A 23,786-nucleotide genomic window follows, 5' to 3' on the forward strand; every position below is an offset into this window, starting at 1 on the left:
ACAATTTCGACCTGGAGGTAGAAACGCGTGGCTCTCGTCGTCCAGAAGTACGGCGGATCCTCGGTGGCAACCGCCGAGCGCATCCGACGAGTCGCTGAACGGATCGTCGAGACCAAGAAGGCCGGCAATGATGTCGTCGTCGTGGTGTCAGCGATGGGCGATACCACCGATGAGCTGCTCGACCTGGCTCAGCAGGTGTGCCCTTCCCCGCCGGCCCGTGAAATGGACATGCTGCTGACCTCGGGTGAGCGCATCTCCAACTCCTTGGTTGCGATGGCAATTCATTCTCTCGGCGCCGAAGCTCGTTCGTTCTCGGGCTCACAGGCCGGAGTCATCACGACCGGCAGCCACGGAAACGCCAAGATCATCGACGTCACGCCCGGCCGTGTTCGCACAGCGCTCGACGAAGGCTCGATTGTTCTGGTCGCCGGATTCCAAGGCGTCAGCCAGGACAGTAAAGACATCACGACGCTCGGACGCGGTGGCTCCGACACCACCGCCGTTGCGTTGGCAGCTGCACTCAACGCCGACGTCTGCGAGATCTACACCGACGTCGACGGCGTTTTCTCCGCCGATCCGCGCATCGTCCCCGACGCTCACCGTCTCGAGACGGTTTCCTTCGAGGAAATGCTCGAACTCGCAGCGTGTGGCGCCAAGGTGCTCATGCTCCGGTGCGTCGAGTACGCCCGTCGTTACAACGTGCCTGTGCACGTCCGTTCGTCATACACCACCAAGCCCGGAACAATCGTGTCCGGATCGATGGAGGACATTCCTGTGGAAGAGGCCCTGATCACCGGAGTCGCGCACGATCGCGGCGAAGCCAAGATCACCGTTGTCGGATTGCCGGACACACCGGGACACGCTGCCAAGGTGTTCCGTGCTGTCTCCGATGCCGAGATCAACATCGACATGGTGCTGCAGAACATCTCCAAGGTGGAGACCAACAAGACGGACATCACCTTCACGCTGCCGACCGCCGACGGACCCCGCGCCGTCGAGATCCTGACCAAGCGTCAGGAAGACATCGGCTTCACGCAGATCTTGTTCGACGACCACATCGGCAAGGTTTCCCTGGTCGGCGCCGGAATGCGGAGCCACCCGGGTGTCACGGCCACGTTCTGTGAGGCACTGGCCAAGGCAGACATCAACATCGACCTCATCTCGACCTCCGAGATCCGCATCTCCGTGCTGGTCAAGGACACCGAACTCGACGACGCCGTGCGCGTTATCCACGCGGCCTTCGGTCTCGGTGGCGACGAAGAAGCTGTAGTACACGCAGGAACAGGACGGTAATTTCTGATGACAACAATCGCTGTTGTCGGTGCGACCGGTCAGGTCGGCATCGTCATGCGCACTCTGCTCGAAGAACGTAACTTCCCCGCAGACAAGGTGCGGTTCTTTGCATCGGCACGCTCTGCCGGTAAGAAGCTGACGTTCCGCGGCGAAGAGATCGTTGTCGAGGATGCCGCTGCAACGTCCGACGAGGATCTGAAGGGCATCGACATCGCCCTCTTCTCTGCCGGTGCGACGCTGTCCCGTGCGCAGGCTCCGCGCTTTGCCGCTGCCGGCGCTACGGTTGTCGACAACTCTTCCGCGTGGCGCAAGGATCCCGAGGTTCCCCTCGTGGTCAGCGAGGTCAACCCGCAGGACGCGAAGAACCTGGTCAAGGGCATCATCGCGAACCCCAACTGCACCACCATGGCAGCGATGCCGGTGCTGAAGGTTCTGCACGACGAAGCCGGTCTGCAGCGACTGATCGTCTCCAGCTACCAGGCTGTGTCCGGTAGCGGCATCGCCGGCGTCGAGGAACTCCTCGGCCAGGTGCGCGCCGTTGTCGGTGACGCCGAGAAGCTGGTTCACGACGGCAGCGCTGTCGACTTCCCGGCCCCGAACAACTACGTCGCCCCCATCGCGTTCAACGTTCTGCCGCTGGCAGGTTCGCTGGTCGACGACGGTAGCGGCGAGACCGACGAGGATCAGAAGCTCCGCAACGAGAGCCGCAAGATCCTCGGGCTTCCTGATCTGTTGGTTTCGGGCACCTGCGTGCGCGTTCCCGTCGTGACCGGGCACTCGCTCGCGATCAACGCAGAATTCGCCAACCCCCTCTCGGTTGCTCGCGCCAAGGAACTGCTGGCCGACGCCCCGGGCGTCGAGTTGGTCGAGGTTCCGACGCCGCTCGCCGCTGCCGGTGGCAACGCGTCGCTCGTAGGTCGCATCCGTCAGGACGAGGGTGTCCCCGAAGGCCGCGGACTCGCGCTTTTCGTGTCGGGCGACAACCTGCGTAAGGGTGCCGCGCTCAACACGATTCAGATTGCCGAGCTGCTGGTCGGCTAGGCACTTCTCTGTTGGATGCAGGCCCCGCACTTCACGGTGCGGGGCCTGCGTCGTTTTTTCGGGGAGTTTTCAGGTGGAGTTCTAGTCGAGTTCGGAAATGGCGACGAGTCCGCCGAGGTACTCCGCGTCCGAATAGGCCTTGGCGAGAAGCACACCGAGTTCACCGAGGGCCTCGTTGTCGCCGCCGTACGCAACAAACATGCCTGCTTCGGGATCGGTGCCGAATCGGCCTTCCAAATGTGGGGCGTCGCGACCTACCACGGCGTGGGCGACCGAAGCCCAGTCGTAACCGGAGCCTTCGAATCCCTCTACCTGCTCGAATACGGCTGCTACTTTGCCGAAGTGCTGGTCGGTGAGCATCAGTGACCAGTTTCCCGGTGACGTTTCGAAAAGCTGCAGAGGTGCGATCGATGGTGATGTCATGCGTGCATTGAAGCAGATCCGACCGACAGGTTTTAGATTCTTCTATTGACCGACTGACTGGGCGAGGGCCACAGCAAAGCTGGAAAGTCGTTCTCGGGTATAGGTTTCGGGGTCGCTGACCCGTGATTCTCGCTTGGTGCATTTTCCGCAGGAGTGAGGATCAACCGCCACCGCGTCGGATTCTCGAGCACGGCGTCGACAAAAGCGCCGACGGTTCCGGTGTAGGACGCCGCCGGGCGCCGATGCCCGGCAAGGTGTTGCAACGTCACCTGCGTGACGAGCAACCCCTCGACCCGAGGGTTGTCACCTCAGCGGAGATTCGGGAGCGATTCCCGCGAGACACCACAATGCAGCAACCAGCCTGACGGAATCCACGGACTGTTGGCACCGCATCGGAGGATCCTTCGATGCGGTGCCGGGCTATGTTCTGTTGTATCCGAAAGGCTTTCGCCCGTCAGGTTTGATAGGTGTTGTTCGCCGGTCTCGGGTGTTGCTGTGGGTCGATCGCCGGCGGCGGAATGAACCAGGGTTTGTTGTCGGCGCCCATCCGAATCTCCCATTTGCCAACAAATCCGGTTTTGCGGTGCATCAGCCGATGATGTGAACGGCATAGCAGGACAAGGTTGTTCATCACCGTCGGCCCGCCGTTCGACCAGTGGCGGATATGGTGCGCGTCGGTCCAGGCCGGCACGCACTCACAGCCTGGGAAGGCGCACCCTTTGTCCCGGGCGATCAATGCGACGCGTTGTTCGGCTGTCACTAACCGTTTTCCGGGTCTCGCATCCAGTGGCGCTCCGTGGTCGTCGAGAAGGACTGTCGACAGGAAGCAGTCGCAGCCGAGCAGTCTGGTCTGCGAGACCGACAACGGTCCCATCCACGGCATGTGGCCCACGTCGAGATCGGAGAGGTCCAGATCGAGTGAAGCCTCTTCCTCCGGAACGGCTTCCTGTGCCGCGCAGTCTCGATGCTCGGCGAGATCTCGGGCATTGATGTGCACGTTCAGATGTGGCCGCTGGCCGCCGTCGATACCGGTTTTTGCGCAATCGAGATAGCGACGGATCAGTTCGGTGAATCCGTCCGCTGTGCGTTTGGCTGCCGAACGGGCATCAGGAGTTCCGTCCGGTGCTGGGGTGGGCATGGTCAGATTCGACAGGGCAGAGAGAAGCATTTCGCCTGTGACAGCGTCGAAATCGCCTCGGATGACAACCCGCCCGTTCAAGGTCGCTGCGATGCGTAGTTCGTTGCGGTCCACGTCTTCTGCCGGTGGGATGTTGTCGGACTCGAACATTCGCTCCAACGTGGCGATGGCGTACCGCAGCTTGGTTGTTGTCGCGTCGACTCCTGATGCAGCAGCAAGGAGAACGTCGATGCACGAGGGAAGTGCCTCGGCAGGCATTCCTTTTGGTGGAGACTCGCAGAACGAAATGATCAATGCCGCATGATCGAACGAGCAGTCCCCGGCGTCGAAGCGTTGTGCGACTGCGGGAAACGCCCGCAATGCGACGCCCAAGGCGGCGATCTTGTTTCCGGCAGGGATCTGCAGCATCGTATTTGCCGCCAACCATCGACCGACGCCGCGGTAGCAGAGCACCTGATCGTCCGGGCGTAGCGAGAGTTCGTCGACCACGGCCACGCGGATCGCTTCGAGTCGTAGAATCTCCGCGCTCGCCTCGATTGCGGCCGAACGAAGATCGGCTACCGGCGCTTGCCACAACCTGGAACGTAATCCCACGGCAGAACCGGAAACCACATCTGACGTATCGATACTCATTGAATTCCCCCGATTCGGATCCCCCGATCCGCATCACCCCATTTTAGTCGAACACAGTTTCGAGTTCAAGAGTCTTCTCTAACTCTCGACTCGATTCCGTCGATCAGGATTTCGAGTCATCGGAGGAAGGCAGTCCGTGTTTGACCTCGCGGCCGCAGGGGTAACCCGGTCCGGATGCCGTCAGCGATAGGGGGCCTGTAGTGGATGAGCCTGTGGTGAACAAGCCGCACAAGATCCGTCGACGCGCGGTGCTGCAGGGCTTGGGATTGATGGCAGGACTTGGCGCACTGTCGGTGGGGTCCGCTTCAGCTCGGGAATCTGCGTACGCAGCTCTGCCTGACATCGACCCGCTGCGGCCGCTCCAATTGCCTTCGCCACGGCTGGAACCTTTTCGCGAGGCACTGGTATTTCCGCCGACGTTGGCCGGTAGCGACCTCGAGCTTCGGGCAGCGTCGGCGATGCACCGGTTCCATCCGGACCTGCCGCCGTCGCCGTCGCTGGGGTACGGCGGGATGGACTACCTCGGACCGACGATCGAGGCTCATGTCGAGCAATCGTTGACGTTGCGGTACGCCAACGACATCACCACGCATCCTCTTGCCGCTGATGTGGATTCGCGACTGCACGGTCTCAGCGACAACGATCGGACGCAGGTGCCCACGTCGCTGCACCTGCACGGCGGCGTCACCGCGCCGCAGTACGACGGGAATCCCGAGTTGATTCAGCGTCCGGGCGAAGGATTGGTGCACGAGTTCGGGAATGCCCCCGGCAACGAGAATCCCAGCGGTAGCGGTAATCACTGGTATCACGACCACGCGATGGGGATGACTCGGCTGAACGTCTACGCGGGCCTGGCCGGGATGTACCTGCTTCGCGACAACTATGACACCGGGGCGGCCGGTAATCCGCTCGGCTTGCCGTCCGGTGAGTTCGAACTGCCACTGATATTGCAGGACAAAGTGTTCACGTCCGATGGACGGCAAAGCGTCAGGTCGACGTGGACAACACCGCAGGGTGCCTGGGATCCCGCGACACCCGGTGACGTGGGCGTGGTGAACGGCGTCGTGTGGCCCAGAATCGAAGTGGCGCGGGGGTTGTATCGCCTGCGCGTGCTCAATGCGGCGTCGTACTCGGTGTGGAATCTGTATTTCGGAAATCGTATGCGGTTCTGGGTGATCGGCTCAGAATCCGGCCTGCTCGCAGCGTCGGCGCCGACGGATCATGTGCGCCTGAGTCCGGGCGAGCGGGTTGATCTCCTGGTCGACTTTAGCGTGCTCGAAGCGGGTACCAGTGTGGAACTGCGCAACGACGAACCGGTGCCTTTGGCTGTGGCGCAACGCGGTACACAGGTGATGCCCCTGTTCGCGAGGTTCGATGTGAGCGGAGCGAAGGGGTTTACCGGGCCGGTGCCGCAGCAACTGAGTGCCGCTTCTCCGCCGCCCGCCGCGCCGAATGTGGTCCGCAACCTGACGATCATGCAACTCTCCCGCCCGTCGAGCTATCCGTCGATCACCATGTCGCTCAACAACTTGCGGTACACCGACTCGGATATCGAAATGCCGCGTCAGGGAACCGTCGAGCAGTGGAATCTGATCAACGTGACGACGGAACCGCATCCGATTCACCTGCACCTGGTGACTTTTCGGGTTTTGGGCAGGCAGAGCATCAACACCCCGGCGTACACGGCTGCGTATCCATTGCCTGATCTCGGGACGCGCTGGACGCCGTCGGCGGATGATTTCGTGACCTCGCCGATGCGACCGCCGGAAGTGTGGGAGACGGGCGCCAAGGACACCGTCATCGTCGATGCCAACTCCATCACTCGCATCACCGTGCGCTTTCCGACGGCCGACGAACTGGGCTTCGACCCCGACGCCACGTTCCCCCGAGCTGCGATGGCGGACCCTGCGATGGAGGAACACAGTGGGCACGGCGGTGGATCAGGAGACCTGCAAGGGTACGTCTGGCACTGCCACATGCTCGATCACGAGGATCACGACATGATGTTGAGGTATCGGCTGGTGACGTAACCTTTCGTAGGGAGAGACGTTCCCACGAGGAGGCTGCTGTGTCGGAAGGTGCGCCCACCGGGCCCCTGGACGGATATCGGGTGATCGAGCTCGGCACGTTGATTGCCGGACCCTTCGCCGGGAAACTGCTCGGCGACATGGGTGCCGACGTGATCAAGATCGAGTCACCGGATCGCCCCGACCCGCTGCGCACCTGGGGACAAGCGGAGCAGGACGGTCACCGATTTTTCTGGACGGTCCACGCCCGCAACAAGCGCTGCGTGACGCTGGATCTGCGGGTCGACAGGGGTCGGGAACTGTTTCTGGATCTGGTCGAGCACGCGGATGTCGTGGTCGAGAACTTCCGCCCGGGCACCCTCGAGAAGTGGGGTCTAGGCTTCGACGTGCTCAGCGAGCGCAATCCGAAACTGGTGCTGGCCAGGGTATCCGGCTACGGGCAGACCGGGCCGAAGGCCAAGAGCGCCGGGTATGCCTCGGTGGCCGAAGCTGTCAGCGGTTTCCGGCACCTGAACGGTTATCCCGGCCAGGCGCCGCCGCGTATCGCGCTCTCGCTCGGGGACTCGCTCGGCGGGATGTTTGCCGTACAAGGCGTGCTGGCGGCGCTGCTTTCCCGTGAGCGAACCGGCCGCGGCCAGGTTGTGGACGTTGCACTCACGGAATCGTGTCTGGCAGTGCAGGAATCGACGATTCCCGATTACGATCGCGGCGGCATCATCCGTCAACCCTCGGGGACCAGGCTCGAAGGGATCGCGCCCTCCAACATCTATCAGACCTCAGAGGGAAACTGGGTGGTGATCGCGGCCAATCAGGACACACTCTTCGTGCGTCTGTGCACCATCATGGGTCGACCCGAACTGGCGCAGGACGACCGATTCTCCAATCATGTTGCGCGCGGCAAACATCAGGACGAGCTCGACGAATTGATCAGTGCGTGGGTCGCGCTGCAGGACCCCGACAGTCTGGTTGAGCGTCTCACAGAGGTGGGAGTTGTTGCCGGACCGATCAATACCGTCGAAGACGTGGTCAAGGATCCACAATTGATCGAGCGCGGAATGCTGGTCGGTCACTACGACGACCGGATCGGTGAGGACGTCCTGGGCTTGGGTGTTGTGCCGACCTTCAGTGAAACACCAGGTTCCGTACGCAATGCGGGAGCGTCGTCGCCGGGCCAGGACAACGCGTCCGTCTGGGGTGGACTCCTCGGACTCTCGGATGACGAGCAGGCAACTTTGCTCGAGAAGGGAGTGATCTGACATGACGATTACCGAAGTCAACATTCGTGAAGTAGGTCCACGCGACGGGCTCCAGATCGAGGCCCCGGTGCCGTTGTCGGAGAAACTTCGACTTGTTGAAGCTCTTGTTGCAACCGGTGTTCCGCGCATCGAGGCTACGTCCTTCGTGTCACCGCGGGCCGTGCCGTCTCTAGCCGACGCAGAAGCACTGGCAGCAGAACTGCATCGGTGGCCAGGGGTCGAGTTCTCCGCGTTGGTCGCCGGAATCGGTGGCGCAAAACGGGCAGTAGCAGCCGGTATGGGAACCGTCGAATATGTTGTCTCGGCGTCGAACGGTCACAGTGAAGCCAATACTCGATCCACCACGGAGCAGGCCACCGAGCGTATCGGGGAGGTAGTCAAGATTGTTCACGACGCCGGAGGCCGGGTCGAGGTCATCGTCGCTACGGCGTGGGACTGCCCGTTCGACGGACCTACCGATCCTGATCGGGTATTGCGGATTGCAGAGCAGGCCAGGGAATTCGGCGCCGATCAGTTCTCGATCGCGGACACCATCGGCACGGCAACTCCGGGGCGCGTCGGACGGTTGATCGATGCGGTTGATTCTCGTGTCGGCGATTTCAACCTGGGCGCTCATTTCCACAACACACGCGGCAGTGGTCTTGCCTGCGCGCTGACCGCAGTGCAGCGCGGAGTTCGGAACCTCGACGCGTCGACGGGTGGGCTGGGTGGTTGCCCGTTCGCTCCCGGCGCCAGCGGAAACATCGCTACCGAAGAACTGGTCTACATGCTGGAAGACATGGGTATCTCGACGGGCATCGATCTGGACGCGTCCATCCGCGCGGCAGGCGTTGCGGAGGAAATTGTGGGACATGGCGTTCCCAGCAACCTCCTGCGGGCGGGTGACCGGATCAGGTAGCGGGCGCGTCGAGGTTATCGGACCGTACGATATTTGAGCATCATGTCGTGGTCCTCGTGGTCGAGAATATGACAATGCCACACATAACCCTGGATCTGTTGTGCCGCAGTGTGATGGCCAGTGTGAACTGGGTCGTCCGGGCTGAATGATGCGTCCGGATCGAATCCGAGTTCCTCGGCGGTGGGAAACCGGACGATGATCCGGGTGACGGTGCCACCGTCGATCCGCACGGTGTCCTTCCATCCGGACTCCCATGGCGCCGGCGCGATCAAGGGGCCCCCGAGAAATCCGTCGACGGCAGGCGTCCACTTCGAACCGATAGGCGGTTGAGGATGGGCCGCTTGATATTCGAGAGTCTTCAAGGGTGCGCGTCCGAGAACACGAAACATCACCAGGTGAAGATGGATGGGATGTGGATCGGGTGTGACGTTGACGATGTCCCATTGTTCTACGGTGCCCTGGCGGGGCATTTCGATGTCGGTACTGTCGAAGCGCAGATTGTTGAGAGACATGATGGCAGGTGGCAGGCGAAGTGCGTACGGCTGAGAGACGGTGACGGTCCGGATCACCGTGGGAACCTCGAGCGGCGCAAGCGCCGCCGGTTGCCGTGCGCCGCCGCGAAGCGAATTCGGCACACTACCGGTGAACCCGCGACGGGAATCGGCGACGAACCGGCAGAACACCGGCATTACTACCTCGCCGAGCATTGCAGCTTGGAAGGGTGGTTGCTCGTCGTTGATCAATTCGACGGCATCACCTTCGCGGAAGCCGGAGAAGTCCACGAGCACGTCGATGCGTTCGCCGGGTGAAAGCCGAAAGCTTGTTGTGCGGACCGGAGCATCGAGGAGGCCATGTTCGTTGCCGATAACAGCGAAGTGCATTCCGTTGCTGAAGTGCAGGTTCCACACGCTGTACGACCCGGCATTGATGATGCGGAAACGGTACAACCCGCGTGCGACATGCATTCGCGGCCATACCTTGCCGTTGACCACTCCGACATCCCCGACAGCGCCGCCCTCCCAGGAACCCTGCGGGACAATCGGAGTGGAACGAACGGACTGATACCCGTCGGCCGTGAAGATCTTCTCCTGGAGAATCAGGGGCATCTCGTACTCTTCGGCGGGTAGCCCTAGTGGGTTTCCCGCTCGGCCGGTGTCGAATTCGTCGCGCAGGAAATACTGACCGGCCAACCCGGCGTAGACATTCAAGCGGGTGATACCCATGGCGTGATCGTGGTACCACAAATGGCCCGCGTGCTGTTCATTCGGAAAATGGTGAGTGATGCTGCGTCCGGGAGCAATGGCCAAAAGCGGATGCCCGTCGCTGCCCGGTGGTGTGACACCGCCGTGAAGATGCAGCGACGACGGGGGAGCCAGCCGGTGATCCTCGGTGACGCCGTGGACGCTGGTGTCCATGTCGGCTGCCAGTGGATGGCGTTCGAGTCGGTTGGTGAAGTTCAGTGTGAGTGCCTCTCCGACATGGCATTCGATGGTGGGGCCCAGGTAGCTGTCACCACCGAAGCCCAGCGAAGGCACGGCATCGAAATCTCGGTGGAATTGGTGACGCTGTACAGCGGCGTCGAGTGAGAGAGTTGCTCCGAAAATAGCACGCGGCCGGGGGAGTTCGTCGACGAAGGGCGTCATGGGAGGCGAGTGGAAGATCAGTGGACTGTTTAGTTCGCTTCGGGTCGGAGTACGCGTGGCCGACACCAAAGCCGCACTGATTCCAGCGAGGCCGAACGCACGAAACAAAGCACGCCTCGTGAACCTTTGGCTCACCGATCGCACCTCCTCCGCGAATCGACTTCCATACCGCACCGTATGGTATGGATGGCGATCTTGTCTATCGCTCGATGAAATACGGTTAGGCGCAGAAGAATTCATAACTCGCGTGACTCTTGTCCGGAAGCGGACTGGCTCTGCGAAGGCGGACGTAGTGACATGCAGTGATGCGATGGACCAATCGTAGGCATCTATGATCGAGGTGTGGGAGTGAGAACTGAACGCGCCCGTGAGAACGGCCCGCTCTGATGGCGCGGGCCAACCGCCTGAGCGTCGAGAGTTGGCTCGATGCGGCCTTTGATCTCCTCGTACGAGAGGGGGTTTCCGGGGTCAAGATCTCCACGTTGTGCGATGAACTCGGAGTCACCAAAGGCAGCTTCTACTGGCATTTCGACGATATCGGCGCACTGATGGAAGCGATGGCCGACTATTGGTGCGGCACACAGAACGACGCTGTGCGAGGGCTCGCGGCAATCGAATCCATTCCGGTGGAGCAGCGATTCGAGATGATGGCCCAACTGCTGATCGACGAGCGCAATTGGTCCGTCGAGATCGCGGTACGAGAATGGGCGCGAAGCGACGAGAAAGTAGCCGAGGCTGTACGTCAGCTCGATCAACGAATCTTCGATATCATCCAGGAAGCACTGTTGGAGTTAAATTTTGACGCCGAAGGTGCGCGCCTGCGGGCAGGTGCTCTGGTGTATGCCGGAATCGGGTTTGTGCACGGCCGCGGCAGTCTCCCGACACCCACCAGTGCCGAGCTCCGAAAGATCTTCACGCTGCTGACGCAAAAAATCTGATGGCCTGACTCCGACGCTCGAACGCGTACTCGCTCACTTGAGTGCAACCATCTCGTGCAGAGTTGATCCCGTCCGCTCGATTGTTTCCCCGTCGATCGTCACTTTCAGAACGAAGTCGGAACGGAAACGAAAATATCCGGGGCGACCGAGAAGCCGGTTCAGCAGGGGCTTGACCAGTCGGGTTCGGGCTACCGGAACGTCGGCCAGGAAGTCGTGCGCATGAACTACCTCGCGCACGGTCAGCGTGAGATCCACCGAACCCGGAATTTGCAGACGCAGTGTCGACGGAAACGATCGATTCGCCACGTCGTGGAAGACCGTTGGCCCTTCGGTCATCTCCAGCTCACCGTTGCTCAGAACGACACTGTCGCCGTGGGCCAGCATCAGCGGCAGTGACCAGTGCTCGCCGTATTTCTTCTGGGTGTGCACGGTGGCGTAGACCAGTGAAAAGTCGTCGACATACAACCGGCCCCAGTACCAGCGATCGATGATTCGCTTCATGTCCCCGACGCCCCAGTTGTGGTCGTGATAGCCACGACCACGGGCATCGAGTGTGGTGGCGCCAATAGTGACGGTGCCCGTCACTGATGCACGCGGAGCGCCGACAACCCAGGCGAAGAACTCGCTGTCCCCGTAGGTGGTCTGGCCGCGTCCAGGCATCCAGCTCGGTACCTCATTGCGAAATTCGAGATCGAACACAATGTCTTCTTCTTCGAGATGCACTCTGTGTACCGGCAGGTCTCCCGAATCGAATTCGGCTACAGCGGTGTTCGGGCCTATCCGAACATCACACTTTTCCGTTGATGCACTGACCTCGGCGGAGGAATACGGTGTGACGACTTCGCGGCGCGTACCGTCCGGCGAGTAGATATGGATTTCGATTCCGGGTTTACGATTGACGAGTTCGCGCAGTTGTAGCATCGCAACAACGATGTGCCCACTGTCGAGATGAGCGTCGAAGTACCAGTGTTCGAAAGCAAATTTGTTGTCTGACGGATGCGCGCCGTTGTCACTCGGGTGCGTTCGAGTGATCTCACCGTCTTTGCGTCCCGGTCCGTTCCACGCTTCCACGATATTCATGGTGGTCATCGAGCGACTCCTATCGACGTAGTGCGCCACTTGCATCGAATGTGGCCTCGCGGCCCTTCATTTGAGCGCGGTACCAGTTTTCGCGGTGCTTGACCATCACCTTTTCCACGATCGCGCCGGCGCCGGGGACAAAGCGTCTGATCAATTCCATCACGGTGATGAGGGGGAATCTCAGGATGGGAATGAGTATCCACGGAATGACACCGGGCATCCGGTACTTGCGCCGAGTACCCGGGGCCATGAACATCGCGGCGTACACCGAATTGATGCGAAAGTTGTACGCCTCTCGTATCCGAGTGAGTCCGCGATGGCCGTCGCGTGGCGCAAAAGCCTTCGGGTAGCTCTCGATCAGCTCACTGCCGTTCTTGCCGGAGTCGTAGGACCGCGACACGATTGTCATGGCCAGTGCGCGTAGGGAATCCGTGGCGGTTTCCGGATACCACGAGGTGCGCACCCCCAAAAGGTGCCCCATGTATTTCTGGAAGTGGATCAGAGCCCGGATCTCGGACGACGTGGTGTGGTAGCCGAGTGTCCACAGTGCGAGGCCGGGGGTGACGCTACCGGCAATCAAGGTCAGGAGCATGTAGCTCTGACTGATCGGAAGCCCCCACTTCGAGGTGTCCCATTCCGGGTGGCGTGCTACTCGCGACCGCACGGACACATGCATCACACGAACCTTGAGAGCCGTTGCACGACCGGAAGATCCAGGCTGGAGCAGTGCTCCCGACTGGGAGACGTCGATCCAGAATCGACAGGTCTCGAGGAACCGTCGTAGTGCGTTGTCGCCCGCATACCCGCCGGCGAGGGAGAGTGGAGTGGCAACTGCTGATTCGGTGTAGATTTCCAGTGTTTCCGCACCCGCGAAACTGAACAGCATTGTGCCCCAGCGCCGCCAGATCGCGGCTCCCTGCTCAAGCAATTCTGGATCAACCCAATCCGGCACCGTTTCGAATTCCTCGAACAGTGCGCGCATGGATTGTGGAGCGTCAGGCACGGCGTCGATGCCATGGGTGAGGGCCGTTTCGAGCAGTGCCCGTCCGAGCGTCGGCCCGTTCTCACCGTGAAGGACCTCTTCGACAAACCGTTCGGCGACGGGGTCTCCGGTGAAAAGGTCATTGCAGAAGTGTTGCGCCTGTTCGGTAGTCGGGAAGATGTCACCACCGGTCAGCTTTTTGACAATTGTCCGTGCGCGAGCAATTCCGGGTTTGCGTATGCCTTCCCAGTAGAGGAATGCCGTAGGTGTTCGATCACTTGCTGTCATGTCACCGCCTGATAGCAGAGTCGAGATGTCCGACCTGAACATACCCTACCGTATGGTACTGACCACGAAAACTTTTGAAGTCAGCCTGGACTGTTTTTGATTTTCGATCTACAGTTGCTATGTGACCGAGACCACTTCCGATGTGAAAGTAAGCCGTACACAGGCAGAACGTACGGCGACGATGCGAGGGCGACTACTCGACGCGGCCATTGAATCGCTGGTCGAACTGGGTTACGCACGGACGAGCACCCAGGAGATCGCTCGCCGAGCGGGTGTATCTCGTGGTACTCAGCTCCATCATTTCCCGACCAAGGAATCGCTGGTCGTCGCCGCCGTCGAATATCTGGTGGATAAACGACTGGCTGAAATCCTTTCCGCGGAGGTGGACAGTGGCTGCGGACTGGAGGTACTGGCCGACGCGTTTTCCGGTCCACTTTTCTACGCAGCCCTCGAACTGTGGGTGGCGGCGCGTACCGACCCCGCACTGCATGCGGCAACTGTGCCACTCGAGCGCAAGGTGAGTGAGGCACTCGAGTTCGGTAGCGCCGAAGTCTTCGGTGATCGCTTCGATTCCGAGGCAGTCGAATTGACTGTCGAACTTGTCCGAGGGCTTGCGGTGTCCGCCCTGTTCCGTACCCCGGAAGCCGACGAAGCGCTGCGCGCGCGGCTGCTACCGGCCTGGCAATCCCGAGTGGAGAACAAGTGAAACTTCCCGAACATGTAGAAACGCTGATAGTCGGCGCCGGGTTCGCCGGTATGGGCTTGGCGGCCAGAGTGCTTCGCGACGACCCGGCAGCGGATGTCGTGTTGATCGAGCGCGCCGCCGATGTCGGTGGCACGTGGCGAGACAACACCTACCCCGGTTGTGCGTGTGACGTGCCGACGGCGCTGTACTCGTATTCCTTTGCGCCGAGCGCTGACTGGAGCCACACCTTTGCTCGTCAGCCCGAAATCTATGCCTACCTGAAGAAGGTAGCCGCTGACACCGGCGTCGGAGATCGAGTGGTTCTGAACTGCGAACTCGAAGCCGCGGTCTGGGACGAGGGAATGTCGCTGTGGCACATACAGACTTCCCAGGGGTTGCTGACGGCCAAGGCTCTGGTCGCTGCTACCGGAGCATTGTCCACGCCCAAGGTTCCCGACTTTCCCGGTCTCGACCGGTTCTCCGGGACCACTTTCCATTCGGCGACGTGGAACCACGAGCACGACTTGCGAGGCGAGCGCATCGCGGTGATCGGTACCGGTGCGTCGGCGGTGCAATTCGTTCCCGAAATTGTGGAGGAGGCAACTCATGTCACAGTGTTCCAGCGAACTCCCGCCTGGGTGATTCCGCGGGCGGACAGATCACTTCCCTCAGTTCAGAAGGCTCTGTACGCCAAGGTTCCCGCGGCGCAGAAGGCTGTTCGAGGGACTGTCTACGGCTTTCGGGAAGCCTTGGGTGCGGCGATGTCGCATGCCACCTGGGTGTTGCCGGCCTTCGAGATGGTGGCAAAGGCGCATCTGCGGCGGCAGGTGAAGGACCCCGAGTTGCGCCGGAAGCTAACCCCTGATTTCACGATCGGCTGCAAACGAATGCTCCTGTCCAACGACTGGTTGCGAACCCTCGATCGAGCGGACGTCAGCCTTGTCGACAGTGGGCTGGTCTCGGTCACCGAAGACGGAGTGGTCGACGGGCACGGGATCGAGCGAAAAGTCGACACCATCATTTTCGCGACGGGATTCACACCGACGGAACCACCTGTCGCACATCTGATAACGGGGAAGCAGGGTGCGACGCTGGCCGAGCATTGGAACGGTAGCCCCAGCGCATACAAGGGAACGACGGTCAGCGGCTTCCCGAATCTGTTCCTCATGTACGGTCCCAACACCAATCTCGGACACAGTTCGATCGTGTACATGCTCGAGTCCCAGGCCGAGTACGTCAACGGTGCGTTGAACACCATGAAGCGGGAGCGACTCGACGCACTCGACGTCGATGAGTCGGCACAAGTGCACTACAACAAGGAAGTTCAGCACGAGCTGAAACGCACCGTGTGGAACAAGGGTGGCTGTTCGAGTTGGTACATCGACGCGGAGGGACGTAACTCGGTGCAGTGGCCGACGTTTACTTTCAAATTCCGCTCACTGCTGGGCAATTTCGATCGAGAGAATTACTCTGCCCGGAACATCGAAAGTGTAGAGGCATGACGGCAACGCACTACGACGTCATCGTCATCGGGTCGGGGTTCGGCGGCAGCGTCGCCGCTCTTCGCCTGACGGAGAAGGGCTATCGCGTCGGAGTGCTCGAATCGGGTCGCAGATTTTCCGACGACGAGCTCCCCGAAACGAGTTGGCGTCTGCGAAAGTACCTGTGGGCACCGTGGATCGGGTGTTACGGGGTTCAACGCATTCACCTGCTCCCGGATGTTCTGGTCATGGCAGGTTCCGGAGTTGGCGGCGGATCGCTCAACTACGCCAACACCCTGTATCAGCCGCCCAAGCGATTCTTCGAGGACCGGCAGTGGGCGCACATCACCGACTGGCATGACGAGTTGGCACCGTACTACGACCAGGCAAAACGGATGCTGGGTGTGCGAACCAACCCGTCGTTCACTCCCGCCGACGCCGTGATGAAGGAAGTCGCGGAAGAAATGGGTGTGGGCGATACGTTCACGTCTACCCCTGTGGGCGTCTTCTTCGGGGACGCCGGAGTGTCGGTGCCCGATCCGTTCTTCGGAGGCAAAGGACCGGAGAGAACCGGGTGTACCGAATGCGGTGGCTGCATGACGGGGTGCCGTGTCGGTGCCAAGAACACATTGGTCAAGAACTATCTGCACTTGGCCGAACATGCTGGGGCGCGAGTTCATCCGCTGACCACTGTGCGGGAACTTCGGCCGCGCAAGGGCGGTGGGTATCACATTCTCGCGCGGCGGACCGACGGGATTCGAAAGCGCGAACAGGTTTTCACCTCTGACCAGGTGGTAGTGGCCGCCGGCACGTACGGGACAGCGCGGTTGTTGCTCGGGATGAAGGAATCCGGGGCGCTGCCGCACCTGTCGAATGCACTGGGCACTGTGGTTCGCACTAATTCCGAAGCGGTGCTTGCGGCAACCTCGAAGTCCCGCCGACGCGATTTCACGCAGGGTGTTGCCATCACGTCGTCATTCCATCCGGACGATCACACGCACATCGAACCCGTGCGATACGGCAAGGGCAGCAATGCAATAGGTCTCCTGCAGACTGTTCTCAGCGACGGCGGCGGCAAGGTGCCGCGAATTCTGAAGACCCTGGCGGTGGCCGCACGTCACCCGGGCGCTTTTGCCCGGTCTTTATCTGTGCGGAACTGGTCCGAGCGGACCGTCATCGCGCTGGTCATGCAGACGGACGACAATTCGCTCGAACTGTCGAAGAATTCGAGAAGGTTCGGGCGTTCGCTGACCAGTCGCCCTGGTCCGGGTGATCCGCCACCGACGTGGATTCCGCAAGGTCACACTGCTATTCGTAAAGTTGCGCAGAAGATCGACGGTGATCCGGGTGGTTCCATCGCCGAAATCGTGAATATTCCGATGACGGCACACTTCCTCGGTGGATGCGCGATAGGTGATTCGCCGTCGACTGGCGTGGTAGATCCTTATCTGCGCGCGTACGGGCACAACGGGTTACACGTCATGGATGGCTCGGTGGTGAGCGCCAATCTTGGTGTGAACCCGTCGCTGACCATCACCGCGCAAGCTGAGCGGGCGTGCGCGCTGTGGCCCAACGCCGGCACACCTGACGCCCGGCCGGCTGTAGGTGATGCGTACGTCCGGCTCGTCCCGACGCAGCCGTCCGATCCGGTAGTGCCCGAGCATGCTCCTGGCGCTCTGCGACTTCCCCTGATTTTCCCAACCGAGAAGGTGTCCGATGTGGAGCGTCCCTGAATCTGCAAGCGAACGCACGGACTGGCCGGCGAGCGATCCGCCGCCGTGGCCGGCCCGTGTTCAGGCCACGTTGTGGTGGCATCGGAGCACGTCGGCGGCGCGCGAACTCGGGCCGGACGGCCGAACTATCCCGATGACCTTGGCGATGATGGTCGATTATCTGGACTCACCGGTGGGGCCGTATCGAGAGATCCTGGCCAGTCCGGTGCTGCGGGCGCCGGGTAGGCGGATCGGGCCGATGCCTCGGATGGCGGTGCCCTTCATCGCGGTGGATTCGGAATCTTCGGTGCACGGTGGCCGCACTCATTGGGAACTACCGAAGGTTCTTGCGCAGTTCGACGGGAATGTCCTGGGCAGTGTGGCCGCGCAGGGGGACGGTTGGCAGGTCAACACCACTGCGCGGGCAAAAGGGCCGCGCCTGCCCATCGTGGGAGCTCTGGGCTTTGCGCAACCCACTGAGGGCGGGCGGTTGGCTCTCGCGTCGGCGCGGCTCACCGGCACGTTCCGTTACGCGCGCGTCGTTGTCGAATCCGAAGGGGTGACGTTGCCGAACTGGCTGGTAGCAGGCTCGCACCACGGAATTGTCATCACGGCGGGAAGGATGAGGACCGGCCCCGCCAAGCGGATATAGACCGAGAAAATGTTGAAGGCCGTACAGCAAAATGCTGTACGGCCTTCGGTGTCGACGCCCCACAGGCGCCTCTCGGCGGTAGGTCGCTCGCAGCGACAATGGGGTGGGGCCCGGGGCTTGTTCGGGCGCCGACGGAGTGATCAACGGACGTCGGAGCTGTTTTGTTCCCTGGTCAGGGTTATGAGCCGCGTCACTTATTTGGTTAGGGAACCCTTTTCTTGACTAATTCCAGAAAAGGCGGATACTGGAGTCATGCAAGACGACGGGCAGGATCTCGACCCCCGGGCGCAACTGCGTGCGGCCGGGTTGCGAGTCACTGCGCCTCGTCTCGCAGTTCTGAATGCGGTTACAGCCCAACCGCATTCAGACGCAGATTCTGTTGCAGCGCAGGTGCGGCAACAGTTGGGATCCGTATCCACCCAGGCCGTTTACGATGTGCTGAAGGCATGCGTAAGCGCAGGGTTGCTACGACGCATCGAGCCGGCGGGTTCACCCGCACGGTTCGAGACGAGAACCGGGGACAACCATCACCACCTCGTTTGTCGTAGCTGCGGCAAGGTCGTCGACGTCGATTGTGTTGTCGGCCAAGCTCCCTGCCTTGAACCGTCCGACTATCACGGCTTCGAGATCGACGAAGCCGAGGTCGTGTTCTGGGGCCGTTGCAACGATTGCCTGAAGAGTTCTGCCGAGTCGGGCGTTGTTTCCGACGCGGTTTCACAGAATCACGATGCAGCCCGCTAACAGTACGGCCCATATTGCCGCACAGCCCATTTGACTTTAGGAGGCTTCGCCATGACCAAGCCCACCACGAACAACTTCGGTATTCCGGTAGCCAGCGACGACGAGTCGTTGACCGCAGGTATTCAGGGACCGGTCCTGCTTCACGACCACTACCTGATCGAGAAGCTGGCCCAGTTCAACCGTGAGCGCGTCCCGGAGCGCATTGTGCATGCCAAGGGCGGCGGCGCTTTTGGTGAACTTGTCATCACGAACGACGTCAGCAAGTACACCAAGGCCAACTTCTTGCAGCTCGGCAAGAAGACCGAGTCGCTGGTGCGTTTCTCGACCGTTGCCGGTGAGCAAGGTTCTCCGGACACATGGCGCGACCCGCGCGGTTTTGCCATGAAGTTCTACACCGAAGAGGGCAACTACGACCTCGTCGGCAACAACACTCCCGTGTTCTTCATCAAGGACGCCATCAAGTTCCCCGACTTCATCCGTTCGCAGAAGCGTCTGCCGGGTTCGGGTCTGCGCGATCACGACATGCAGTGGGATTTCTGGACTTTGAGTCCCGAGACCGCGCACCAGGTGACATGGCTGATGGGCGATCGCGGCATTCCGAAGACGTGGCGCAACATGGACGGTTTCGGTTCGCACACGTACCAGTGGGTCAACGCTGCCGGTGAGCGTTTCTGGGTGAAGTACCACTTCAAGACCGATCAGGGCATCGAGTTCCTGACGCAGGCAGAAGCTGACAGCCTCGCGGGCAGCGATCCCGATTACCATCGCGCGGATCTGTACAACGCCATCGAAGCCGGCAACTTCCCGAGCTGGACCATGAACGTTCAGATCATGCCGGTCGACGAGGCAGAGGGCTACCGCTTCAACCCGTTCGACCTCACGAAGGTGTGGTCCCAGAAGGACTACCCCCTCATCGAGGTCGGCAAGTGGACTCTCAATCGCAACCCGGAGAACTTCTTCGCGCAGATCGAGCAGGCGTCGTTCGAGCCGTCGAACGTGGTGCCGGGCATCGGTTTCAGCCCGGACAAGATGCTCCTCGGCCGCGTGTTCTCCTACGCCGACGCACATCGTTACCGCATCGGCACCAACTACGCAGATCTGCCGGTCAACGCACCGAAGAACGAGGTGAACTCCTACTCCAAGGAGGGCGCCATGCGTTACAGCTTCAACTCGCCGTCGACGCCGGTGTACGCGCCGAACTCGTATGGCGGACCGCACGCCGATCCGTCGGTTGCCGGTGACGAAGGCCTGTGGTCGTTCGATGGTGAAGCAGTTCGCGCCGGATACATCGAACACGCCGAGGACGGCGATTTCACTCAGGCCGGCACCTTGGTCCGTGAGGTCCTCGACGACGCTGCGCGTGAGCGCCTCGTGAGCAACATCGTCGGCCACGCGAGCGCCGGAGTAAGCGAAGCAGTTCTGCTGCGCGTCTTCGAGTACTGGAAGAACGTGGACGCCGATCTGGGCAAGCGCGTCGAAGAAGGTGTGCGCGCCGGTCAGTGACGGGCGAGCTTCGCACGTAAAAAAATGCGGGCCGCTGCAAGGGAATCCAACGCCTTGCAGTGGCCCGCATTTTCTCGTTTTACAGAAGCCCCCACCAGTAGAAAAGCGTTGCAAGAATGAATTCGACGACAAAATCCACGACGATTCTCCTTCACTTCGACGTACGTTCCATGATCCGCGCTTGCCGACACTGTTTCGACTGAGGCTTCGGCGGGCAGTCGAGTCGTAGGACTGTCGGTGCGGCTGTTCCGGCACTGCGACACAGCCCTTTCGGCACTCGGGTTCAGGAGATGATCGGCCATGATGCGTATCGGCTACACGTTGATGACGGAGCAGGCTGGGCCAAAGGATCTGGTCCGACATGCGGTTCGGGCCGAGCATGCCGGGTTCGACTTCGAGGTGATGAGTGATCACTACTCGCCGTGGCTGACGGAACAGGGTCACGCCCCGTACGCCTGGTCCGTTCTCGGAGCGATTGCGCACGCCACCGGATCGGTTGATCTGATGACGTATGTGACGTGTCCGAGTATTCGGTATCACCCGGTGGTGATCGCCCAGAAGGCCGCGACGATGCAGATACTCGCGGACGGGCGGTTCACGCTCGGATTAGGGACCGGCGAGTGTCTCAACGAGCATGTGGTCGGTGACGGATGGCCGTCGATCGATGCCAGGATGGACATGCTGGAGGAAGCGGTTGCCATCATTCGGGCGCTGCACTCCGGAGATCTGGTGAGTTGGAAAGGCGAGTACTTCGACGTTCAGTCGGCCCGCATCTGGGACCTACCCGAAATTCCTGTCCCACTCGCGATTGCGATGTCCGGTGACAAGTCCGTCGAGCGATTCGGGCCGATGGCGGACGATCTGATCGGTGTGCAACCTGATCCGCGGCTCGTTCATCAATGGAAGCATGTTCATGGCCGCGCGTTCGGACTTCCCCCGGCGCGCACGGCAATCGGTCAGATTCCGATTTCCTGGGATGACGATCGAGACGTCGCTATCGCCAGGGCGCATCAGCAATTCCGATGGTTCGGTCTCGGCTGGCCCGTCAACTCCGAGCTGCCGACCCCGGCCGGGTTTGCTGCGGCGTCGCAGTTCGTCCGCAAAGAAGATGTGGCAGAGAATATCCCGTGTGGTCCCGATCTCGACGCGATCGTCGAAGCGGTCAAGGCATACAAGAATGCGGGCTTCACCGATGTAGCGCTGGTGCAGATCGGCGGCGATACGCAAGACCGCTTTTTCGACGAGGCTGCAAAACCGTTGTTGGAGGCACTGCACGTCGAATTGGGTTGATAGAGAAGGTCAATCGGGTTCCGCCGAGGGGGCTTGCGTCGAGTCGTGCGCTGCCTCCGTGCAATTGAGCCTGTTGAGCGACGAGGGCAAGTCCGAGGCCGCTCCCGGACTCGCCTGCGCCGGTTCCGCGAACAAAGCGTTCGAACATCGCTTCCCTCTCGGTCGGGGCTATCACGGCGCCGTTGTCGTCGATGAAGATAGTGGCGGACCCCGCGCTTACCCCGGCTCGGACGGTGATCTCGACCGAGTCTGCGTCGCCGTGCCGGACGGAGTTGGTGACCGCGTTGGTCAACACCAAGCGGATTCCGGCTGGATAGGCGTGGACTGAAAGCTCGTCCGGTGCGCTCAGACGAAAATCGACCTGAGGGTGCAGTCGAGCGACATCTGCGACGGCGCGATCGGCAACCTCGACCAGATCGACGTCATCACAATCCTCGGGATCGGCTACGTCGCCCAGGGCAAGTGTCTCCAAATCGGTGAGGGTGCACTCGATCTGCCGTTGAGCGGCCAACAGCTCGCCGGCGAGCTCGCGACGCTGATCCTCCGTGAGTTCCAATGTCGCGAGGACTTCCAGATCGGTGCGTATCGACGTCAGTGGCGTGCGGAGTTCATGAGCGCAGACGCGTGCGAAATCGCGAGCCGACTCCAACGCCTGCTCGGTGCGGCTTCGATCGCTTTCGATCCGACTGAGCATGCTGTGGATGGCTTCTGACAGTTCCTCGGCCTCGCGAGTCCCACGGACAGACGGTGCGCGGAGGGACAATCCTTCGACGTCGAGATTGTTGCCGATCGAGCTGGTGGTCTCGGTCAATTGCTGCAGGGGGCGGACAGCTCGGCCGGTGAGGAACCAGCCGAGGCCGGCCGCGGCGAGAATAGCGATGACTGCCGCAGCGGCAACCTGGAATTGCTGCTGGCGAATTGCCTGCGCGAGTGGATCTTCGGGAACACTGACCGCCAAAGCGACGCCGCTGTCACCCGGTAGAAGAACATCTCGACTGCGGACGTCGGTAGTAGCCAATGCGCTGATGCCCGTGGCATTGAAGCCGGGGGCGACCATCGATTCCGTTGTTGCGGTGGGTGACTCCACCACAATTGCGGCCGGAGAACTCGACGCAATGCCGAGAGTGACGGAATCGAGAGTGCGTTCCAGTTGCTCGGAGCCGCCCACGCGCAAGAACACCACAAACGCAATGCCGATCGCGGCAATGACGATGCCGGCGGCAAGGCCCGACGCGATGGCTACCCGGGTCTGCAATGACAGCGGCCGCTTCATCGTTCGGCCCGCAATACGAAGCCGACTCCGCGCACGGTGTGGATCACGCGTGGCGCCCCGTCGAACTCGAGTTTCTTGCGCAAGTAGGTGACAAAGACGTCGACGACATTGGTGTCGGCAGCGAAGTCGTAGCCCCACACGAGTCGCAGGAGTTGTGCCCGGTTCAGCACCACGCCGGCATGCTCGGCGAGGACGGACAACAGGTCGAATTCTCGTTTGGTGAGTTCGATTCGACGGCCGTCGACATGGGCTCGATGACCACGGAGATCCACCGTCAGAGGTCCAACCGCGATCGGGTGATCGAGGGCCGGGGCGCTTCGCGTCGTGCGTCGTAGCAAGGCGCGCAGTCTGGCAACAAGCTCCGCCAATTCGAAGGGTTTGGTGAGGTAGTCGTCGGCGCCTGCCTCCAACCCGGCAATGCGATCACCCACCGAACTTCGGGCGCTGAGTACACAAATCGGAACCTCGTTGCCGATCGCCCGCAAGGCTGTCACCACCCCGACACCGTCGAGGCCGGGCATGTTGACATCGAGAACGAGGGCAGACGGGCACTGCTTGCTCACCGAGGCCAGGGCAGATCGGCCGTCCACGGCTGTTGCCGTGTCGAAGCCGGACAGTCGCAGTCCACGCTCGAGCGAATTCAGTACCTTCGCGTCGTCGTCAACGATCAGGATGCGCTCGCGTGTACTCACCTCAGCCATAGTGCCACCGGGTTTCGGTGGATGGCTTCGCGCTGAGCGAGGGTCACCGCATTCTCATCAACTCCTAAGAAACCGACAACAGATCTGCAGTGTTGGCTTCATAACCTC

The 23,786-nt window shown here is 61.2% G+C and carries 20 protein-coding genes; 13 read left to right on the forward strand and 7 right to left on the reverse strand.

The genetic code is table 11. The features are described from left to right. The first annotated feature begins 27 nt into the window (after positions 1-27). Together V2B23_RS09650 and V2B23_RS09655 are read left to right on the forward strand one after the other, a co-directional pair. Positions 28-1,293 carry an aspartate kinase gene (locus tag V2B23_RS09650; protein ID WP_019746567.1) on the forward strand — a complete coding sequence of 422 codons (1,266 nt, stop codon included), beginning with the start codon at positions 28-30 and terminating at the stop codon, positions 1,291-1,293. Positions 1,294-1,299: 6 nt separating this feature from the next. Beyond that, on the forward strand, positions 1,300-2,334 hold the full coding sequence (locus V2B23_RS09655; protein WP_033235894.1) for an aspartate-semialdehyde dehydrogenase: 1,035 nt from the start codon (positions 1,300-1,302) through the stop codon (positions 2,332-2,334). An 81-nt stretch (positions 2,335-2,415) separates the two neighbouring features. Here V2B23_RS09655 and V2B23_RS09660 read toward each other — a convergent pair whose 3' ends face one another. Both V2B23_RS09660 and V2B23_RS09665 read right to left on the reverse strand, forming a co-directional pair. After that, a complete protein-coding gene (locus V2B23_RS09660) occupies positions 2,416-2,757 on the reverse strand; it encodes an Imm51 family immunity protein (protein WP_430950134.1) in 342 nt (113 codons plus the stop codon). A 454-nt stretch (positions 2,758-3,211) separates the two neighbouring features. After that, positions 3,212-4,528: a DUF222 domain-containing protein gene (locus V2B23_RS09665; protein WP_430950135.1), complete on the reverse strand. Its 1,317-nt coding sequence runs from the start codon at positions 4,526-4,528 to the stop codon at positions 3,212-3,214. 215 nt (positions 4,529-4,743) lie between these two features. Between V2B23_RS09665 and V2B23_RS09670 the strand changes: the two genes are divergently transcribed. Genes V2B23_RS09670 through V2B23_RS09680 form a run of 3 tightly spaced genes read left to right on the forward strand, consistent with a single transcriptional unit; the run spans position 4,744 to position 8,709 of the window. Beyond that, the gene (locus tag V2B23_RS09670) at positions 4,744-6,558 is read left to right on the forward strand and encodes a multicopper oxidase family protein (RefSeq protein ID WP_430950136.1); all 1,815 of its coding nucleotides are present in this window, start codon (positions 4,744-4,746) and stop codon (positions 6,556-6,558) included. Positions 6,559-6,596: 38 nt separating this feature from the next. Beyond that, positions 6,597-7,811 (forward strand): CaiB/BaiF CoA transferase family protein, encoded by a 1,215-nt coding sequence (locus V2B23_RS09675; RefSeq protein WP_430950137.1) that lies wholly within the window; start codon positions 6,597-6,599, stop codon positions 7,809-7,811. A 1-nt stretch (position 7,812) separates the two neighbouring features. After that, complete coding sequence (locus V2B23_RS09680; protein WP_430950138.1) at positions 7,813-8,709, forward strand: hydroxymethylglutaryl-CoA lyase; 897 nt, start codon at positions 7,813-7,815, stop codon at positions 8,707-8,709. Positions 8,710-8,723: 14 nt separating this feature from the next. Here V2B23_RS09680 and V2B23_RS09685 read toward each other — a convergent pair whose 3' ends face one another. Next, on the reverse strand, positions 8,724-10,352 hold the full coding sequence (locus tag V2B23_RS09685; RefSeq protein ID WP_430950139.1) for a multicopper oxidase family protein: 1,629 nt from the start codon (positions 10,350-10,352) through the stop codon (positions 8,724-8,726). A 386-nt stretch (positions 10,353-10,738) separates the two neighbouring features. On the opposite strand from V2B23_RS09685, the gene V2B23_RS09690 reads away from it, so the two are divergent. After that, the gene (locus V2B23_RS09690; protein ID WP_430950140.1) at positions 10,739-11,290 is read left to right on the forward strand and encodes a TetR/AcrR family transcriptional regulator; all 552 of its coding nucleotides are present in this window, start codon (positions 10,739-10,741) and stop codon (positions 11,288-11,290) included. A gap of 33 nt (positions 11,291-11,323) precedes the next feature. Here the strand turns inward: V2B23_RS09690 and V2B23_RS09695 are convergent, their stop codons facing one another. Continuing rightward, positions 11,324-12,379, reverse strand: a complete 1,056-nt coding sequence (locus V2B23_RS09695; protein WP_430950141.1) for a lipocalin-like domain-containing protein — start codon at positions 12,377-12,379, stop codon at positions 11,324-11,326. 10 nt (positions 12,380-12,389) lie between these two features. After that, the gene (locus V2B23_RS09700) at positions 12,390-13,640 is read right to left on the reverse strand and encodes an oxygenase MpaB family protein (protein WP_430950142.1); all 1,251 of its coding nucleotides are present in this window, start codon (positions 13,638-13,640) and stop codon (positions 12,390-12,392) included. 181 nt (positions 13,641-13,821) lie between these two features. Here V2B23_RS09700 and V2B23_RS09705 point away from each other — a divergent pair, with 181 nt between their 5' ends. The 7 genes from V2B23_RS09705 to V2B23_RS09735 all read left to right on the forward strand — a co-directional run bounded on the left by V2B23_RS09705 (position 13,822) and on the right by V2B23_RS09735 (position 21,704). After that, positions 13,822-14,346, forward strand: a complete 525-nt coding sequence (locus V2B23_RS09705; protein WP_239654700.1) for a TetR/AcrR family transcriptional regulator — start codon at positions 13,822-13,824, stop codon at positions 14,344-14,346. Further along, on the forward strand, positions 14,343-15,827 hold the full coding sequence (locus V2B23_RS09710) for a flavin-containing monooxygenase (protein ID WP_430950143.1): 1,485 nt from the start codon (positions 14,343-14,345) through the stop codon (positions 15,825-15,827). The genes V2B23_RS09705 and V2B23_RS09710 overlap by 4 nt, the downstream gene beginning before the upstream one ends. Beyond that, the gene (locus V2B23_RS09715; RefSeq protein WP_430950144.1) at positions 15,824-17,539 is read left to right on the forward strand and encodes a GMC oxidoreductase; all 1,716 of its coding nucleotides are present in this window, start codon (positions 15,824-15,826) and stop codon (positions 17,537-17,539) included. The genes V2B23_RS09710 and V2B23_RS09715 overlap by 4 nt, the downstream gene beginning before the upstream one ends. Next, complete coding sequence (locus V2B23_RS09720) at positions 17,523-18,170, forward strand: hypothetical protein (protein WP_430950145.1); 648 nt, start codon at positions 17,523-17,525, stop codon at positions 18,168-18,170. Before V2B23_RS09715 ends, V2B23_RS09720 begins: the two co-directional genes overlap by 17 nt. A gap of 252 nt (positions 18,171-18,422) precedes the next feature. After that, a complete protein-coding gene (locus tag V2B23_RS09725) occupies positions 18,423-18,911 on the forward strand; it encodes a Fur family transcriptional regulator (protein ID WP_430950146.1) in 489 nt (162 codons plus the stop codon). A gap of 51 nt (positions 18,912-18,962) precedes the next feature. Then, positions 18,963-20,414 carry a catalase gene (locus tag V2B23_RS09730; protein WP_430950147.1) on the forward strand — a complete coding sequence of 484 codons (1,452 nt, stop codon included), beginning with the start codon at positions 18,963-18,965 and terminating at the stop codon, positions 20,412-20,414. Positions 20,415-20,714: 300 nt separating this feature from the next. Continuing rightward, the gene (locus tag V2B23_RS09735) at positions 20,715-21,704 is read left to right on the forward strand and encodes a TIGR03557 family F420-dependent LLM class oxidoreductase (RefSeq protein WP_430950148.1); all 990 of its coding nucleotides are present in this window, start codon (positions 20,715-20,717) and stop codon (positions 21,702-21,704) included. Here the strand turns inward: V2B23_RS09735 and V2B23_RS09740 are convergent. Together V2B23_RS09740 and V2B23_RS09745 are read right to left on the reverse strand one after the other, a co-directional pair. After that, positions 21,601-22,977, reverse strand: coding sequence for a sensor histidine kinase (locus tag V2B23_RS09740; RefSeq protein WP_430950149.1), 1,377 nt, complete (start codon positions 22,975-22,977; stop codon positions 21,601-21,603). The two genes, V2B23_RS09735 and V2B23_RS09740, sit on opposite strands and share 104 nt — an antisense overlap. Beyond that, positions 22,974-23,678 (reverse strand): response regulator transcription factor, encoded by a 705-nt coding sequence (locus tag V2B23_RS09745; RefSeq protein ID WP_430950150.1) that lies wholly within the window; start codon positions 23,676-23,678, stop codon positions 22,974-22,976. The genes V2B23_RS09740 and V2B23_RS09745 overlap by 4 nt, the downstream gene beginning before the upstream one ends. Between the last annotated feature and the right edge of the window lie 108 nt (positions 23,679-23,786).

Source organism: Rhodococcus sp. 24CO, assembly GCF_050586165.1.
Taxonomy (GTDB): domain Bacteria; phylum Actinomycetota; class Actinomycetes; order Mycobacteriales; family Mycobacteriaceae; genus Rhodococcus_F.

Coding starts and splice junctions, on each gene's coding strand:
- V2B23_RS09655 (WP_033235894.1), top strand. CDS start 1,300: ATGACAACAATCGCTGTTGTCGGTGCGACCGGTCAGGTCGGCATCGTC.
- V2B23_RS09660 (WP_430950134.1), bottom strand. CDS start 2,757: ATGACATCACCATCGATCGCACCTCTGCAGCTTTTCGAAACGTCACCG.
- V2B23_RS09665 (WP_430950135.1), bottom strand. CDS start 4,528: ATGAGTATCGATACGTCAGATGTGGTTTCCGGTTCTGCCGTGGGATTA.
- V2B23_RS09680 (WP_430950138.1), top strand. CDS start 7,813: ATGACGATTACCGAAGTCAACATTCGTGAAGTAGGTCCACGCGACGGG.
- V2B23_RS09685 (WP_430950139.1), bottom strand. CDS start 10,352: ATGACGCCCTTCGTCGACGAACTCCCCCGGCCGCGTGCTATTTTCGGA.
- V2B23_RS09690 (WP_430950140.1), top strand. CDS start 10,739: ATGGCGCGGGCCAACCGCCTGAGCGTCGAGAGTTGGCTCGATGCGGCC.
- V2B23_RS09695 (WP_430950141.1), bottom strand. CDS start 12,379: ATGACCACCATGAATATCGTGGAAGCGTGGAACGGACCGGGACGCAAA.
- V2B23_RS09700 (WP_430950142.1), bottom strand. CDS start 13,640: ATGACAGCAAGTGATCGAACACCTACGGCATTCCTCTACTGGGAAGGC.
- V2B23_RS09705 (WP_239654700.1), top strand. CDS start 13,822: ATGCGAGGGCGACTACTCGACGCGGCCATTGAATCGCTGGTCGAACTG.
- V2B23_RS09715 (WP_430950144.1), top strand. CDS start 15,824: ATGACGGCAACGCACTACGACGTCATCGTCATCGGGTCGGGGTTCGGC.
- V2B23_RS09720 (WP_430950145.1), top strand. CDS start 17,523: ATGTGGAGCGTCCCTGAATCTGCAAGCGAACGCACGGACTGGCCGGCG.
- V2B23_RS09725 (WP_430950146.1), top strand. CDS start 18,423: ATGCAAGACGACGGGCAGGATCTCGACCCCCGGGCGCAACTGCGTGCG.
- V2B23_RS09730 (WP_430950147.1), top strand. CDS start 18,963: ATGACCAAGCCCACCACGAACAACTTCGGTATTCCGGTAGCCAGCGAC.
- V2B23_RS09735 (WP_430950148.1), top strand. CDS start 20,715: ATGATGCGTATCGGCTACACGTTGATGACGGAGCAGGCTGGGCCAAAG.
- V2B23_RS09740 (WP_430950149.1), bottom strand. CDS start 22,977: ATGAAGCGGCCGCTGTCATTGCAGACCCGGGTAGCCATCGCGTCGGGC.
- V2B23_RS09745 (WP_430950150.1), bottom strand. CDS start 23,678: ATGGCTGAGGTGAGTACACGCGAGCGCATCCTGATCGTTGACGACGAC.